Here is a 16549-nt window from a genome sequence, read left to right on the forward strand (position 1 = left end):
CACGGGCTAATCTGGATGGCGATGAGTACCCACGACACCGCCACCGAGTCGAATCCCGGGAAGTACGTCGAGCCGGGCGCCGACTTCGTCCGCGACACCAACTACATCGAGACCCGCATCACGCGCGACGGGGCCGACGGCTATCCCGTCGAGGCCGGCCGTTACCGCCTGGTCGTGGCCCGGGCGTGCCCGTGGGCCAACCGCGCGATCATCGTCCGACGCCTGCTGGGGCTCGAGGGTGCGATCTCGATGGGACTGTGCGGCCCCACGCACGACGCCGACAGCTGGACCTTCGACCTCGACCCGGGCGGACTCGACCCGGTGTTGCAGATCCCGCGACTCAAGGACGCCTACCTGGCGCGATTCCCGGACTACCCCAAGGGCATCACCGTGCCCGCGATGGTCGACGTACCCACCGGTCAGGTGGTGACCAACAACTTCCCGCAGATCACCATCGACTTCTCCCTGGAGTGGACCGATCACCACCGGGACGGCGCCCCGCAGCTGTACCCCGAGCACCTGCGCGCCGAGATCGACGAGGTCAACGCCGGGGTGTTCACCGAGATCAACAACGGCGTCTACCGCTGCGGGTTCGCAGGCAGCCAGCAGTCCTACGACCGCGCCTACGCGCGGCTCTTCAGTCATCTCGACAAGATCAGCGACCGCCTGGCCACCCAGCGGTACCTCGTCGGCGACACGATCACCGAGGCCGACGTCCGACTGTTCACGACGCTGGCCCGATTCGATCCCGTCTATCACGGGCACTTCAAGTGCAACCGCTCCAAGCTCTCCGAGATGCCGGTCCTGTGGGCCTATGCGCGGGACCTGTTCCAGACACCGGGTTTCGGCGACACCACCGACTTCACCCAGATCAAGCAGCACTACTACATCGTGCACAGCGACATCAACCCCACCGGCATCGTGCCTCAGGGCCCCGATCTGCGCGGATGGAACACCCCGCACCATCGCGAGGAACTGGGTGGTCGCCCGTTCGGTGACGGCACCCCGCCGTCGCCCCCGGTCGAGGGCGAAGTCGTCGCGGCACAGGACTCGGCGCCCCGATGAGCTCGTCGGATCTCGGCTCGACGCCCCCCGCGGTCGAGAAGCAGTCCGGCGGCTCGGGGGCGATCGTGTCGATCATCGACCGCGCCCAACGGCTGCAGGCGCCGGCCGTCGCCGCGTACGTCCGTCGACTGCGCGACGCCAACCCGCACGACACCCCGGCACAGATCATCGACCGCCTCGAATCGCGGTACCTGACGGCGGTCATGGGTTCCGGAGGCGCCGTCGGCGCGGCCGCCGCCGTGCCCGGGGTCGGCACCATCGCCTCGATCGCCGCCCTCGGCGGCGAGTCGGCCTTCTTCGTCGAGGCGTCGTCGCTGTTGGCTCTCGCGGTCGCCGAGGTGCACGGCATCCCGATCGACCACAGCGAACGCCGCAAGACACTGGTGCTCGCGGTCGTCCTCGGCGAGCAGGGAGTGCTCGCTCTCGGTAAGGCGTTGGGCACCAAGAGCAACAATGCGCTCGGTCGCGTGGCCGGCGGGGCGATCCCCACCCCGGCACTACGCAACCTGAACAAGGCGTTGATGAAGAAGCTGATCAAGAAGTACGCGGCCCGTCGGGCCCCGCTGATGGTCGGCAAACTCCTCCCGGCCGGCGTGGGTGCAGCCGTCGGAGGTGTCGGCAACCGCATGCTCGGCAAGAAGATCATCGAGAACTCCCGCACGGCGTTCGGTCCCGCCCCGACGAACTGGATCGTCGACGGCACCGTGGTCGACGGATCGGCGCACGGTCAGGCGGCGATCGACACGGGAGATCGGTGAACGGTGGCTGGATAGCGCGACTGGTTGCCGAGTGTCTGCGCAACCGGGCGCTGGTCACCATCACCCTGGCGGTCACCGGCGTCGGCGTCCTGATCGACCTGGGCGCACCGCTGCTCACCAAGGCGGCCATCGACGACGCGACCGGTGTCGCCTCGCACGGTTTCTCGATCGCGGCGATCGCCTCGGCGCTGGCCGGTCTGGGTGTCATCAGATTCGGCGCCCAGTACGTCCGTCGACTCACCGCAGGTCGCCTGTCGCTGACCGTCCAGAACACCCTGCGTCGTGGGCTGCTCAGCACCCTGCTCCGCCTCGACGGCGCCTCGCAGGACTCGATCAGCACCGGACAGGTCGTGTCGCGGTCGATCTCGGATCTCCAGCTGGTCCAGGGGCTGCTGGCGATGGTGCCGCTGTCGTTGGGCGCGGTGGTCCAAGTGGTTCTGGCGTTCTGCGTGATGGCCTACCTCTCGCCGCTGCTCACGCTCGTCGCGTTGCTGGTCATCCCGGCGGTGGCGGTGGTCGCGTTCCGGACCCGCAAGGCCCTGTTCGCCGCGACGTGGTCGGCCCAGCAGTCCGCGGCCGACGTCGCCCAACACGTCGAGGAGACGGTGACCGGCGTCCGGGTGGTCAAGGGATTTGGCCAGGAGGGACGCTCGGTCGACGAGCTCGTCGGTCATGGCCGACGGCTGTTCTCGCAACGGATGCGGGCCGCGGCGATCAACTCACGCTTCACCCCGACCATGGGCGCGATCCCCCAGGTCGCGATGGTCGGGGTCATCGCGCTCGGCGGATACCTGACCGCCCGCGGAGACATCACCGTCGGCACGTTCCTGGCCTTCGCCACCTACATCACGACGATGACGTCGCTGGCGCGACTGCTGACCAATCTCATCGTCTCCGCGCAGTTGGCGCGCGCCGCAGTCGAGCGCGTCTACGACGTCATCGACCACCCGGCCGATCCCGCGCTGGCCAACACCCGCACCGTTCCCGCGGGCGCGGTCGGACTCCGGCTGCGCGACGTGCACTTCGGGTTCGACGACGACCCCGCCGACGGAGGGCGCGAGGTCTTCTCCGGGCTGGATCTCGAGGTGGGGCCCGGTGAGTGCGTCGCCGTCGTCGGGCCGCCCGGATCCGGCAAGTCCACCATCGCCGCGTTGATCGGCGGGGTCCACCGTCCGCGCAGCGGAGCGGTCGAACTGATCTCGGGCGGCAGCGTTCTCGACGTGGCGGGCCTGTCCCCCGACGCGCTGCACGCCACCGTGGGGGTTGTCGTCGACGAGCCGTTCCTCTACTCCGACACGATCGCGGCGAACATCGCGCTCGGTCCGGAATCCGACGAGACCGGCGAGGTCCCGGACGCACCGCGTCGTGCACGCGTGATGGAGGCCGCGCGCCGCGCCAGCGCCCACGGCTTCATCACCGCCCTGTCCGACGGGTACGACACCGTCGTCGGCGAACGCGGACTGACCCTCTCGGGCGGACAGCGACAACGCATCGCCGTCGCCAGGGCGCTCTACGCCGATCCCCCGCTGCTCGTCCTCGACGACGCCACCTCGGCGGTCGACGCCACCACCGAGGCCGCCATCCTCGGCTCGCTGCGCAGCTCGCCGGGTCGCACGATGATCCTGCTCGCCCACCGACGGTCGACGCTGACCCTCGCCGACCGTGTCGTGGTCGTCGACGCCGGCGTTGTCGTCGACACCGGCACGCCGGAGGAACTCGACGCGCGCTGCCCACTGTTCCGTTCGTTGATGTCGCACACCGCCGACCCGGCCGACGATCTCGACTCCGACGTGGTGATGACACATGAGACCCCCGCGGACGACGCGCTCTGGCCGTCCGCCCTGGAGTCGACCTCCACCGACGGCAGCGGCTTCGGGGCCCGGGCCGGCGCAAGCGTCCCCGCCCGCGCGGGTCGACGCGGCGGCGGCGGCGGCGGTGGCGGCGGTGTCGCCGGCGCGCTGGGCTCGATGCCCGCGACCCCTGCGGTCCTCGACGCGGTGGCGGCACTGCCGCCCGCGACCGAGGAACCCGACATCGACGTCGCGGCCGCCCGCGCCCACGATCCGCAATTCTCGTTGCGCCGCATGCTCTCCCCCGTGCGCTGGTTGCTCGCCGGGGCCATCGTCGCCATCGCCGTCGACACCCTCGTCGGGTTGGCGTTCCCCTCCATCGCGCGGATCGGGGTCAACGCCGCCACCGCCGAGCACCTGACCTCGCTGTGGATCGCCTCGGGCGTGGGCCTGGCGCTGGTCGCCGTCGGCTGGGTCGCGACGTCACTGATGACGATCATGAGCTCGCGGGCCGGTGAACGCGTGTTGTTCACCCTGCGCATCCGCAGCTACGCCCATCTGCAACGCCTCGGCCTGGACTACTACGAGCGCGAACTGTCGGGTCGGATCATGACGCGGATGACCACCGACATCGACGCGTTGTCGTCGTTCCTGCAGACCGGGTTGTCCACCGCGGTGGTCGCGGTGCTGACGATCGTGGGGGTCGCGGTCGCGCTCGTGTTCACCGACCCGAGTCTCGGCGCCCTGATGCTGCTGGTGTTCCCGCCGCTGATCGTCGCCACGGTGATCTTCCAGCGGGTCTCCTCGCGCGCCTACACCCGCTCGCGCGAACTGGTCAGCACTGTCAACGCCGACTTCCAGGAGAACGTCGCCGGGCTGCGCACCACCATCCTCTACCGGCACACCGAGCCCGCCGAGGCCCGGTTCGCCGGCCGCGCCGCCGAGTACGTCCGGGCACGGATGGTGTCCCAGCAGGCCATCTCGCTGTACTTCCCGTTCATCACCCTCACGTCGGATCTCGCGACGGCCGGCGTCATCGCATTCGGGGCGCACCAGGTGAGCACCGGGGCGACCGGCGCGGGCACACTCGTGGCGTTCGTCCTCTACCTCGGCATGCTGTTCGGGCCGGTTCAGCAGCTCTCGCAGGTGTTCGACGGTTATCAGCAGGCGGTCGTGGGCCTGCGCCGCATCGGGGACCTGCTGCGGACCGAGAGCAGCGTCGCCGTCGGTGCCGATGCGGATCCCGCGGTGAAGTCCACGGTCGAGACGGGCGCCCACTTCAGCGGTCACGCCGGTCTCGACGCCGTCCGGTTCCGGTACGAGACCGCGACCGACGACGCCCTGCGCGGGGTGTCGATCGATCTGCCCGCCGGGAGCTCGCTGGCCCTGGTCGGCCAGACCGGTGCGGGCAAGTCGACGATCGTCAAGCTCCTCGCCCGTTTCTACGACCCGACCTCGGGCTCGGTACGCATGGACGGTCGCGACATCCGGGACTACCCGCTGGACCGCTACCGGTCCCGTCTCGGCGTCGTCCCCCAGGAGCCACATCTGTTCACCGGGACGGTCGCCTCGAACATCGCCTACGGCCGACCCGACGCCGACCGTGACCGGATCACCGCCGCGGCCGCCGCGGTGGGTGCGGTCGACATGATCGCCGGACTGCGCGGCGGCATGCTGCACCGCGTCGGTGAGCGTGGCCAGGGGTTGTCCGCCGGGCAACGTCAGCTCATCGCGCTCGCCCGGGCCGAACTCGTCGATCCCGACCTCCTCCTGCTCGACGAGGCGACCGCGACGCTCGACCAGGCCACCGAGCGCCAGGTGCTCGCCGCGGGCAGACATCTCACCGGGTCGCGGACGTCGGTGATCGTCGCCCATCGTCTGGCGACCGCTGCCCGCGCCGACCGGATCGCGGTGGTCGCCGACGGTCGGATCACCGAGCTCGGAACCCATGGCGACCTACTCGCGTTGAACGGGAAGTACCGCGAGCTCTGGGACGCGGGTGTCACACGAGTCGACGGCGCCTCGACACTCCGCTGAGCGGCACCGATCCACGACGACAGGTCCGTGTGCATCGTGTGTGAGCGGGGACTAACCTTTGGTGGTCAGGCGTTGTTGTACAACCGGGCCCACCAGACACACAGATCAATCAGGGAATAGAGGCGAGATTCTGCCGTGAGCAGCAGTTCGGTTTCAGACTTCGGACAGAACGAGTGGCTGGTAGACGAGATGTACCAGCGATTCCGCGAAGACCCGGACTCGGTCGACGCGAGCTGGCACGAGTTCCTCGCCGGCTACGAGCCGAAGACCGAGGACGGCGCCGCGACGAACGGCAACGGCGCGGGGAAGCGAGCTCCCAAGGGGGGCAACGGCACCGGGGCAAGCAAGCCCGTGGCGTCGTCGGCCGCCCCGGAGAAGGGTGCCGACGCCCCGGCCAGCGCGGTGAGCGAGGCTCCCGCGACGAAGGCCGCATCCGGGCAGGCGGTGCAGAGCCGCGACAGTTCCGCGGGTAGCAACATCACGCCTCCGTCGACCCGCACCTCGCCGGCGACCAAGACCGTCCCGGTCGAGAAGGCCGTCAGCAAGGCCCCGAACCCGAACAAGGGCACGGTGCCGAAGAAGGAGTCGACCGACAAGAAGGACACGGCCGCGAAGAACGGGGCGACGTCGTCGAAGTCGGAGACCAAGCCCTCCGGTGACGCCCCCGTGCAGAACGAGGACAGCTCCAAGATCCTGCGCGGCGCGGCCGCCGCCGTCGCCAAGAACATGGCGCTGTCGCTACAGATCCCCACGGCCACCAGCGTGCGTGCGATCCCGGCGAAGCTGATGATCGACAACCGCATCGTGGTCAACAACCACCTCGCGCGGACGCGTGGCGGCAAGATCTCGTTCACCCACATCCTCGGCTACGCGATCGTCCAGGCGGTCAAGGCGTTCCCGAACATGAACCGCCACTTCGACGAGATCGACGGCAAGCCCAACGCGGTCTCGCCCGCCCACATCAACCTCGGTCTCGCGATCGACCTGCCCGGCAAGGACGGCAGCCGCTCGCTGGTCGTCGCGGCCATCAAGCACACCGAGAACATGAAGTTCGGCGAGTTCCACGCCGCGTACGAGGACATCGTCCGGCGCGCCCGTGACGGCAAGCTGACCGCCGACGACTTCGCGGGCGTCACCATCTCGCTCACCAACCCCGGCACCATCGGCACCGTGCACTCGGTGCCGCGTCTGATGAAGGGCCAGGGCGCGATCATCGGCGCCGGCGCGATGGAGTACCCCGCCGAGTTCCAGGGGGCCAGCGACGAGCGGATCGCCGAGATGGGCGTCGGCAAGCTGATGACGCTGACCTCGACCTACGACCACCGCATCATCCAGGGTGCGGAGTCCGGCGACTTCCTGCGGACGATCCACAACCTGCTGCTCGAGGACGCGTTCTTCGACCAGATCTTCACCGCGTTCCACATCCCGTACGAGCCGATCCGCTGGCGCAAGGACATCGCGTCGCCCGCCGTGGACAAGAACGCACGGGTGCTGGAACTGATCGCGGCGTACCGCAACCGGGGCCATCTGATGGCCGACATCGATCCGTTGATGATCGACTCCGATGCCCGGACCGCACACCCCGACCTCAACGTGCTGACCTACGACCTGACGCTGTGGGACCTCGACCGGGACTTCAAGGTCGGCGGTTTCCACGGCCAGGACACGATGAAGCTCCGCGACATCCTGTCGGTGCTGCGCGACGCCTACTGCCGCCACGTCGGGGTGGAGTACACCCACATCCTCGAACCCGAGCAGCAGCAGTGGCTGCAGGAGCGGGTGGAGATCAAGCACGCCAAGCCGCCGATCGGCGAGCAGAAGTACATCCTGTCCAAGCTCAACGCCGCCGAGGCCTTCGAGACGTTCCTGCAGACCAAATACGTCGGGCAGAAGCGCTTTTCGCTCGAGGGTGCCGAGTCGGTCATCCCGATGATGGACGGCGTCATCGACCAGAGCGCCGAACACGGCCTCGACGAGGTCGTCGTCGGCATGCCGCACCGCGGCCGGCTCAACGTCCTGGCCAACATCGTCGGCAAGCCGTACTCGAAGATCTTCACCGAGTTCGAGGGCAATCTGAACCCGTCGCAGGCACACGGTTCGGGTGACGTGAAGTACCACCTCGGAGCCGAGGGCAAGTACTACCAGATGTTCGGCGAGAACGAGATCAACGTCTCGCTGACCGCCAACCCGTCCCATCTCGAGGCCGTCGACCCGGTCCTCGAGGGACTGGTGCGCGCCAAGCAGGAGCTGCTCGACCGTGGCGACGACGCCTTCACGGTGCTGCCGCTCGCCCTGCACGGTGACGCCGCATTCGCCGGCCAGGGCGTGGTCGCCGAGACCCTGAACCTCGCGATGCTGCCCGGTTACCAGACCGGCGGCACGGTCCACATCGTGGTCAACAACCAGGTCGGCTTCACCACCGCACCCGAGCACTCGCGGTCGTCGGAGTACTGCACCGACGTCGCCAAGATGATCGGTGCGCCGATCTTCCACGTCAACGGCGACGATCCCGAGGCCTGCGTGTGGGCCGCGAAACTCGCCGTCGACTACCGGCAGGCCTTCCACAAGGACGTCGTGATCGACCTCGTCTGCTACCGCCGCCGCGGCCACAACGAGGGCGACGACCCCTCGATGACGCAGCCGGCCATGTACGACGTGATCGACACCAAGCGCGGCGTCCGCAAGAGCTACACCGAGGCGCTGATCGGTCGTGGCGACATCTCGACCAAGGAGGCCGAGGACGCCCTGCGCGACTACCAGGGCCAGCTCGAGCGGGTGTTCAACGAGGTCAAGGAACTCGAGAAGTACCAGGCGGCGCCGAGCCCGTCGGTCGAGTCCGACCAGACTCTGCCGACCAAGCTGATGACCGGCATCGACCGCGCGACGGTCGAGGCCATCGGCGATGCGTTCGGCAACGTGCCGGAGGGTTTCTCGGTCCACCAGCGCGTCAAGCCGGTGCTCACCCGCCGCCAGGAGATGTCCCGCGAGGGCCACATCGACTGGGCGTTCGGCGAACTGCTCGCCTTCGGTTCGCTCGTCGAGGAGGGGCGCACGGTGCGTCTGTCCGGCCAGGACTCGCGTCGCGGCACGTTCAGCCAGCGGCACTCGGTCATCATCGACCGCAAGACCGGCGAGGAGTACACGCCGCTCAACCAGCTCGTGTCCACCGAGGGCGAGCGCTCCGGCGGACGGTTCAACGCGTACGACTCGGCGCTCAGCGAGTTCGCGGTCGTCGGCTTCGAGTACGGCTATTCCGTCGGCAACCCCGACTCACTCGTGTTGTGGGAGGCGCAGTTCGGCGATTTCGTCAACGGCGCGCAGTCGATCATCGACGAGTTCATCTCCTCGGGCGAGGCCAAGTGGGGTCAGCTCTCCGACGTGGTGCTGCTGTTGCCGCACGGCCACGAGGGCCAGGGACCCGACCACACCTCGGGCCGGATCGAGCGGTTCCTGCTGCTCTGCGCCGAGGGCTCGATGACCGTGGCCGTCCCGTCCACACCGGCCAGCTACTTCCACCTGCTGCGTCGTCACGTGCTCGACGGCATCAGCCGACCGCTCGTGGTCTTCACGCCGAAGTCGATGCTGCGCAACAAGGCCGCCGTCTCCCCGGTCGAGGACTTCACCGAGGGCAAGTTCAAGTCGGTGATCGACGACCCGTCCATCACCGATCAGAAGGTGCGCGACAAGGTCACCCGCGTTCTCATGGTGAGCGGCAAGCTCTACTACGAACTCGCCGCGCGCAAGGAGAAGGAGGGCCGCGAGGATGTCGCCATCATCCGCATCGAGCAGCTCTACCCGATCCCGCATCGCCGACTGGGCCAGATCCTGGAGCAGTACCCGGCCGTGCAGGAGTTCTTCTGGGTTCAGGAGGAGCCGGCGAACCAGGGGCCGTGGCCGTTCTTCGGTCTGAACCTCCCCGAGGTCCTGCCCGAGTACTTCTCGTCGCTCAAGCGGGTGTCGCGTCGCGCGATGTCGGCACCGTCGTCGGGATCGAGCAAGGTCCACGCCGTCGAGCAGCAGGAGATCATCGACAAGGCCTTCGGCTAGTCACTCACTCGCTGCCGCTGCTCCCCCGAGCAGCGGCAGCGACGAGGTGATCAGGTCGAGCAGGTGTTCGCGTTCGATGTCGTCGTCGCCGGTGAGCCACGCGACGGTGACCTCCTCGACGAACGCCATCCAGCCGTCGACGGCGATCCGCACCAGCGGCGTCGGCCGCAGGTCGAGTGTCCAGGCCTGGGCCAACACCCGCTCGGCCATCACCGATCGCGTCTCCTCGAAGACCTCCTGCATCGCCGGGTCGGCTCCGATCGCCCCGCGCAGCAGGGTGACGTAGACGTGCCGGTGTTCGGAGACGTACTCCACGAACGCCGACATGGACCCACGCAGGATCAACATCGGGTCCGCGAGCGTCAGATCGGGCTCGGTGCACGCCAACATCTGTCGGCTCTGCTCACGGGCGATCGCCACGTGGAAGTCCTGTTTGGACTCGAAGTAGTGGAACAGCAACGCGCGGGACACACCGACCGACTCGGCGATGGCATCGATGGTGACCTGATCCAACGTGCGGTCGGCGAGCATCGACATCCCGTGCTCGATCAGCTGCTCACGCCGAGCCTCCGGGCTCATCCGTGTGCGCTTGGCCTGCGTCATGGAGACGAGTGTACTGAATTGGTGTCAATAGCTTATTGACGGGTCGTCAATAGGGTGTAGGATCGTACCCATGAACGATGTCAAGATCGCAATCGTCGGCGCCGGCTTCTCCGGCATGGGTGCTGCAATCAAATTGCAGCAGAACGGCTTCGAGGACTTCCTGATCCTCGACCGCGGCTCCGACTTCGGAGGCACCTGGCGCGACAACACCTACCCGGGTGCCGCCTGCGACGTGCCCTCGCACCTCTACTCCTACTCGTTCGAGCTGAACCCCAACTGGTCGCGGTCGTTCTCCAAGCAGGCCGAGATCCACGCCTACATCAACGCGGTCGCGGAGAAGAACGAGCTGCACCGTCGTACGAAGTTCGGCGTCGAGGTCACCAACGCGGTGTGGAACGAGACCGACAACCGCTGGATCGTCGACATCACCCACCCCGAGACCGGCGCCTCGCAGGTCCGCGCGGAGATCCTCATCGGCGCCATCGGCCCGCTGTGCGAGCCGCGACTCCCCGACGTCACCGGCATCGCCGATTTCGAGGGCGAGATCTTCCACTCCGCACGCTGGAACCACGACGTCGACCTGACCGGCAAGCGTGTCGCCGTGATCGGCACCGGCGCCTCGGCCATCCAGATCATCCCCGAGCTCGCCCCCAAGATCGGGCACATGGACGTCTACCAGCGCACCGCCCCGTGGGTGCTGCCGCGTGCCGACCGTGAGTACACCGGTCTCGAGCACTGGCTGTTCCGCAATGTGCCCGGCGTACAGCGTCTCTCGCGCACCGGCATCTACCTGGCCCACGAGCTCGTGTCCTACGGACTCACCCACCGGCCCAACGTCCTGCGCCCCGCGCACGCCGCGGGCAAGGCCAACATCCGCCGCGGGATCTCCGATGCCGTCAAGCGCGACAAGGTCACCCCGAAGTTCAAGGTGGGATGCAAGCGCATCCTGCTGTCGAACACCTACTACCCCGCGCTCGGGCAGGACAACGTCGACGTCATCACCGACGGCATCGATCACGTCACCCCGACCGGCATCGTCACCAAGGACGGCGTGACCCGTGAGGTCGACGCGATCGTGGTCGCCACCGGCTTCCACGTCACCGACTCCCCCGGGTTCGAACACATCGTGGGCAAGGACGGCGACAGCCTCGCGCAGAGCTGGGCCAAGTCCGGCATGAAGGCCTACAAGGGCTCGATGATCCACGGGTTCCCGAACCTGTTCCTGATGGTCGGTCCGGCCACCGGACTGGGCCACACCTCGATGGTGTTCATGATCGAGTCGCAGCTGAATTACCTGGTGGACTTCCTCAAGACCGCCCAGCGCAACGACATCACCCGCACCGAGGTCCGCGCCGAGGACGAGAAGGTCTACAACAAGTCCATCCAGAAGACGCTGTCGACCAGCGTCTGGGAGAACGGCGGCTGCGCGAGCTGGTACAAGGACGAGTTCGGCAACATCACCACGCTGTGGCCCGGCTTCACCTTCAACTACCGCAAGGCCACCAAGAACTTCGACATCGCGGCCTACGACACGACACGTGTCACCGCGACCGCCGACGCGAAATCCTGAAGGGGAACTGACACCGTGAAGAACTTTGCCGGCAAGGTCGTGGTCATCACCGGTGCCGCCTCGGGTATGGGACGCGACCTCGCGCTCCAGCTGGCGGCCAAGGGTGCCAAGCTCGCCATCTCCGACATGAACCCCATCGGTCTCGACGAGACGGTGGCCATGCTCGAGAGCCGCGGCGCGCAGGTCCATTCGCAGTTGCTCAACGTCGCCGAGCGTGAGTCGGTGCTCGAGTACGCCGACACCGTGGTCGCCCACTACGGCAAGGTCAACGTGGTGTTCAACAACGCGGGCATCGCGCACCACGCCGAGGTCGAGCAGACCTCGTTCAAGGACTACGAGCGCGTGATGGACGTCGACTTCTGGGGAGTCGTCAACGGCACCAAGGCGTTCCTGCCGCACGTGATCGCCTCCGGTGACGGCCACATCGTCAACACCTCCTCGCTGTTCGGCATACTCGCCATCCCCGGTCAGAGCGCCTACAACGCGGCGAAGTTCGCGGTGCGCGGCTTCACCGAGTCGCTCAACCAGGAGATGCAGCTCGCCGGACACAACGTGAAGGTGACCTGCGTGCACCCCGGTGGCATCAAGACCGCCATCGCCCGCAACGCCACCGTCGCCGACGGCAGCGACGCGGCGCAGTTCGCCGCGATGTTCGACAAGAAGTTGGCCCGGACGACCTCTCCGCGCGCGGCGGAGATCATCATCAACGCGGTCGAGAAGGACCGTGCGCGTGTCCTCGTGGGCGCCGACGCGAAGATCCTCGACCTCGTCGTGCGGCTGACCGCCTCGAAGTACCAGGCGGTGACCGCGAAGGTCAGCGGCTCGATGCTGAAGCCGCGATGACGTACACGCCCGCCGGCCCCAAGCTCCCCATCGGTGTGGTCGAGCCGCTCACCCGGCTGATGTACCGGGCGATGCTCCACCCGAGTCTGCCGCTGTCTCTGCAACGTGCCGCGGCCGACCGCGCGCTCGACATCGAGCCACTGCCCCGCGACACCGTCGTTCGCACCCTCACCCTGGGTGGTCGTCCGACCGAGCGGGTGACGGTGGGCGCCAGCGAGACCGACCGTGCCGTGCTGTTCCTGCACGGCGGTGGGTACACGCTCGGGTCGCCGCATTCGCATCGCCATCTGGCCGCGCACCTCGCCGCGGTGACCGGCGCCGCGCTGTACCTGATCGACTACCGGCTCGCGCCGGAGGATCCGTACCCGGCCGCCGTCGACGATGCGGTGGCGGCGTTCCGCGACCTGGTCGACAACCACGGGTTCTCCCCGGACACGGTCGCCGTGGCCGGCGACTCCGCGGGCGGCGGACTGTCGGTCGCCACCGCGCGCCGACTCGTCGACGACCACGATCTGCGCCCCGCGGCGCTGGGCCTCATCTCGCCGTGGGTCGACCCCGGCGACGACAGCCACGAGACGTGGTCGACCGATTCGGTGGTCAACCGGCGGTGGTCACGGTTCTGCGCGGCGGCCTACCTCGCCGACGGTGATCCGACGGACCCCGGTTATGCGCCGCTGCACGGCACCCTGACCGGGCTCCCTCCGACGGTGGTGCACATCGGTGAGCGGGAGGCGTTGTACGACCAGGTGATCCGGTTCACCGAGAAGCTGCGCGCGTCCGACGTCGAGGTCGATCTGATGGAGTTCCCGCGGCTCTGGCACGTCGGGCACCAGCAGGCAGGCATGCTCCGCGAGGCAGCCGACGCCGTCGACCACCTCGGTGGTTTTCTGCGCTCACATCTGGCCTGATCGCGTCCGCCGCAGGACCCGAGGATAGGGTTCTGCGGTGGGTACAGCGGTGGTGTTGGCGGTCGTGGCTCTTCGACTCATCGTCCCGCTGTTCATCCCCCGGTTCCCGGTCCCCGCGATCATCGCGTCGTTGGTGCTCGACGCGGTCGACCAGACCGTCTTCCAGCAGGTGCCCGGACTCGACATCGACGGATACCAGCAGTACGACAAGGCACTCGACGTCTACTACCTGGCCATCGCGTATCTCTCGACGCTGCAGAACTGGTCGGATCCGTTCGCGTTCGGCATCGCGCGGTTCCTGTTCTACTACCGCCTGATCGGCGTCGTGCTGTTCGAGTTCAGCGACGCCCGCTGGCTGCTCCTGGTGTTCCCCAACACCTTCGAGTACTTCTTCATCGCCTACGAGGTGGTGCGCACGCACTGGTCGCCCACGCGGATGCGCCGACGTCTGCTGCTGGCGCTGGCGGTCGGCATCTGGGTGATCATCAAGCTGCCCCAGGAGTGGTGGCTGCACATCGCCGAACTCGACGTGACCGACGAACTGAAGACGAAGGTCTTCGGGGTGGCCCTCACCGACGGCTGGGGCACCGCGGTCACCAACCGCCTCTGGGTGATCGGCCTCGTCATCGTGCTCGCCGTCGTCCTGGTCGTGCTCGCCCGAATCGGCCTGCGACGTCTCCCGTCGGGTGACTGGCCGTTCGGATTCGATGTCTCACAACGCACTCGCGGCGGCAACGTCGACCAGGTGCCGCCGACGGTCCGGGCCCGCCAGAACGCGTTCGTCCGCGGACCCCTGCTGGAGAAGATCATCCTGGTCTCGATGATCCTCATCGTGTTCTCGCAGATCCTGCCCGGCGTCAACGCCACCCGTACCCAGATCGTGGTGACGGTCGCGATACTGATCGTCGCCAACTCGGTGGTCAGCCATTGGCTCGCCGGACGTGGGGCGCAGTGGAGTTCGACACTGGCGCAGTTCGTGGCCGTCAGCGCGATCAACGCGGGCGTGGTCGCGGCGCTGGTCGTCCTCCCGACACCGGGCGGGGCCTCGGTCACACCGATTCCGGCCCTGTTCTTCCTGCTGTTGCTGTCACTGATCGTGACGCTCTACGACCGCTATCGAATGCTGCGGATCCTGCGGGAGCGCAAGCCGTTCCCAATCTGGGTGCTGCGACGCCGTGCGGGACGGGCCCTGCGGGTCTCAGCGGCGCGCAACTCCTCCGAGTGAGCGTGTCTGCCCCGGTGTGAGCTCGTGCACCGTGGTGTCCGGCGCGGCCTGCGCCGCGGCGGCACGGAACTGCGCGCCCGGTGGGAGGAACTCGTCCGGTGCGACGCGATCGAGTCCGATCGGCCAGAGGGTCCCGAAGTGGATCGGGACGGCGTCGGCGACCTCGAGTCGTGCCGCGGCCTGCGCCGCACGTGCCGAGTTCATGTGCCCCTCCCCGAGGCCGGGACCCCACCCGCCGACCGGGAGCAGCGCGACGTCGCACGGGCCGACCGCGGCGGCCATCCCGTCGTAGAGGTCGGTGTCGCCGGCGAAGTAGGTGACCGCGGTGCCGGCGATCACGTAACCCACCGGGGTGACCGTGCGGTGTGCCCACGGGACCCGGTGACCGTCGTGCTCGGCGGGGACCACCCTGATCCGGACCGACCCGATCTCGACGACGTCGCCGGGTACGACCTCACGGATGTCCCGATCGGCGAGCAGTCGCAGACCGGGTACCGCGGCGCGTGCGCCCCGGGGCAGGACGAGCGGGATGTCGTCGGCCAGCGACCGCAGGGACCGCACGTGCAGATGATCGGAGTGCAGGTGTGAGATGAGCACGACGTCGGCGTCGCGGGCGGCGGGCGCGGGCACCGGACCGCGTCGACGGCGCAGGTGCGCGACGCCTCCGGTGAGCACCGGATCGGTGAGCACGCGGGTCCCGCCGTCGGCGACGGTGACGGTGGAGTGTCCCCACCAGCTGATGTCCGGCACGGCTACAGGCTGTGCTCGCCGAGCCAGTTGTCGACGACGGTGCCGACGCTGCCCGGATCACCGGAGACGCGCTCGGCCATCGTCGCGAGGTCCGCGGTGGTCAGTTCGCCGGCCACCTTGTTGATGGCCTTGATCTGATCGCGCGTCAGCGCCGCGGTCGAGAAGACCGGGACGAGGTTCTCCGCGCGGATGGCGGGCTGTTCGGCGGCGTCGGCAGGCGCGGCCGGGGCCAGCGGGCGTCCGCTGCTCGGCTGTGCGGCGTCGGCGAGCGCCTGCAGGTTCGCGTCGGTGCCCGCGGTCGACAGGGTGGACACGAGACCCACCGCGTTCCCGCCGGTCACCGCCGACACCACCTCCGACACGCTGGAGACCTGGCGGAACGGCCCGAAGCGACAGCCCACGCCGCCGAGGGCCGCGAGCGTCCCCGGGTCGGGGGCGCGGTCGCCGACCACGGGCAACCCCGCGGGCAACCGAGAGCACTCGGACAGCTCGTCGATGTCGCGCGACGAGGCCAGGGACGCGGCGACGACCACCTGTAGCTGATCGGAGACCGGGGTCGGGTCACCGACCGAGACGCCCTGCGGCAGAGCGCTGTTCAACGCCGAGTAGACGGCGTCGGAACCGGTGTCGGTCGCGTTGGGCGCCAGCTCGGCGAGCAGGGTGCCGGTGAACGCAGGGAAGAGGTCGACACGACCGGAGTCGAAACCCGCAAGAAGACGCGGATAGCTCGCCGTCACGACGTCGGACGCCACGGCGGCGCCGTTGTGCCGCAACACCTCCGCGTAGATCTGCGCCGCCACCCGAGGCGCGGCGCCCGGTGCACTCCCGATGACCAGGTCGGTGTCGGTATCGGACGAGTCGCCGCAGGCGACACCGGCGATCACCAACGCCAGCAGCACCACGACGGTCTGCACGGCACGGACGGGAACGGACGGGAGCCTCACGGTGTCGAC

11 protein-coding genes are annotated in these 16549 nt (G+C 68.4%); 8 read left to right on the top strand and 3 right to left on the bottom strand.

What is annotated here, in order from left to right; translation table 11 throughout:
• Window positions 1-15 precede the first annotated feature (15 nt).
• From LX13_RS00180 to LX13_RS00195, 4 genes are all read left to right on the top strand, one after another.
• Complete coding sequence (locus LX13_RS00180) at window positions 16-1065, top strand: glutathione S-transferase family protein (protein ID WP_372499767.1); 1050 nt, start codon at window positions 16-18, stop codon at window positions 1063-1065.
• Window positions 1062-1823 carry a hypothetical protein gene (locus tag LX13_RS00185; RefSeq protein WP_253659313.1) on the top strand — a complete coding sequence of 254 codons (762 nt, stop codon included), beginning with the start codon at window positions 1062-1064 and terminating at the stop codon, window positions 1821-1823. The genes LX13_RS00180 and LX13_RS00185 overlap by 4 nt, the downstream gene beginning before the upstream one ends.
• Window positions 1820-5650, top strand: a complete 3831-nt coding sequence (locus LX13_RS00190) for an ABC transporter ATP-binding protein (RefSeq protein ID WP_253659314.1) — start codon at window positions 1820-1822, stop codon at window positions 5648-5650. Before LX13_RS00185 ends, LX13_RS00190 begins: the two co-directional genes overlap by 4 nt.
• A gap of 189 nt (window positions 5651-5839) precedes the next feature.
• The gene (locus tag LX13_RS00195) at window positions 5840-9697 is read left to right on the top strand and encodes a multifunctional oxoglutarate decarboxylase/oxoglutarate dehydrogenase thiamine pyrophosphate-binding subunit/dihydrolipoyllysine-residue succinyltransferase subunit (RefSeq protein WP_253659315.1); all 3858 of its coding nucleotides are present in this window, start codon (window positions 5840-5842) and stop codon (window positions 9695-9697) included.
• On the opposite strand, the gene LX13_RS00200 is transcribed toward LX13_RS00195, so the two are convergent.
• Window positions 9698-10300 (bottom strand): TetR/AcrR family transcriptional regulator, encoded by a 603-nt coding sequence (locus tag LX13_RS00200; protein ID WP_253659316.1) that lies wholly within the window; start codon window positions 10298-10300, stop codon window positions 9698-9700.
• 70 nt (window positions 10301-10370) lie between these two features.
• Here LX13_RS00200 and LX13_RS00205 point away from each other — a divergent pair, with 70 nt between their 5' ends.
• Genes LX13_RS00205 through LX13_RS00220 form a run of 4 tightly spaced genes read left to right on the top strand, consistent with a single transcriptional unit; the run spans window position 10371 to window position 14846 of the window.
• Window positions 10371-11870: a flavin-containing monooxygenase gene (locus LX13_RS00205; protein ID WP_253659317.1), complete on the top strand. Its 1500-nt coding sequence runs from the start codon at window positions 10371-10373 to the stop codon at window positions 11868-11870.
• Between the two features lie 15 nt (window positions 11871-11885).
• Complete coding sequence (locus tag LX13_RS00210) at window positions 11886-12713, top strand: SDR family NAD(P)-dependent oxidoreductase (protein WP_253659318.1); 828 nt, start codon at window positions 11886-11888, stop codon at window positions 12711-12713.
• On the top strand, window positions 12710-13621 hold the full coding sequence (locus tag LX13_RS00215) for an alpha/beta hydrolase (RefSeq protein ID WP_253659319.1): 912 nt from the start codon (window positions 12710-12712) through the stop codon (window positions 13619-13621). The genes LX13_RS00210 and LX13_RS00215 overlap by 4 nt, the downstream gene beginning before the upstream one ends.
• 37 nt (window positions 13622-13658) lie before the next feature.
• Window positions 13659-14846 (top strand): hypothetical protein, encoded by a 1188-nt coding sequence (locus LX13_RS00220; RefSeq protein ID WP_253659320.1) that lies wholly within the window; start codon window positions 13659-13661, stop codon window positions 14844-14846.
• Here the strand turns inward: LX13_RS00220 and LX13_RS00225 are convergent.
• Both LX13_RS00225 and LX13_RS00230 read right to left on the bottom strand, forming a co-directional pair.
• A complete protein-coding gene (locus LX13_RS00225; protein ID WP_253659321.1) occupies window positions 14820-15596 on the bottom strand; it encodes an MBL fold metallo-hydrolase in 777 nt (258 codons plus the stop codon). The genes LX13_RS00220 and LX13_RS00225 overlap by 27 nt on opposite strands.
• A 2-nt stretch (window positions 15597-15598) precedes the next feature.
• The gene (locus LX13_RS00230; protein WP_253659322.1) at window positions 15599-16540 is read right to left on the bottom strand and encodes a glycine betaine ABC transporter substrate-binding protein; all 942 of its coding nucleotides are present in this window, start codon (window positions 16538-16540) and stop codon (window positions 15599-15601) included.
• Window positions 16541-16549: the final 9 nt, after the last annotated feature.

This window comes from Williamsia maris (genome assembly GCF_024171815.1).
Classification (GTDB): Bacteria; Actinomycetota; Actinomycetes; order Mycobacteriales; family Mycobacteriaceae; genus Williamsia_A; species Williamsia_A maris.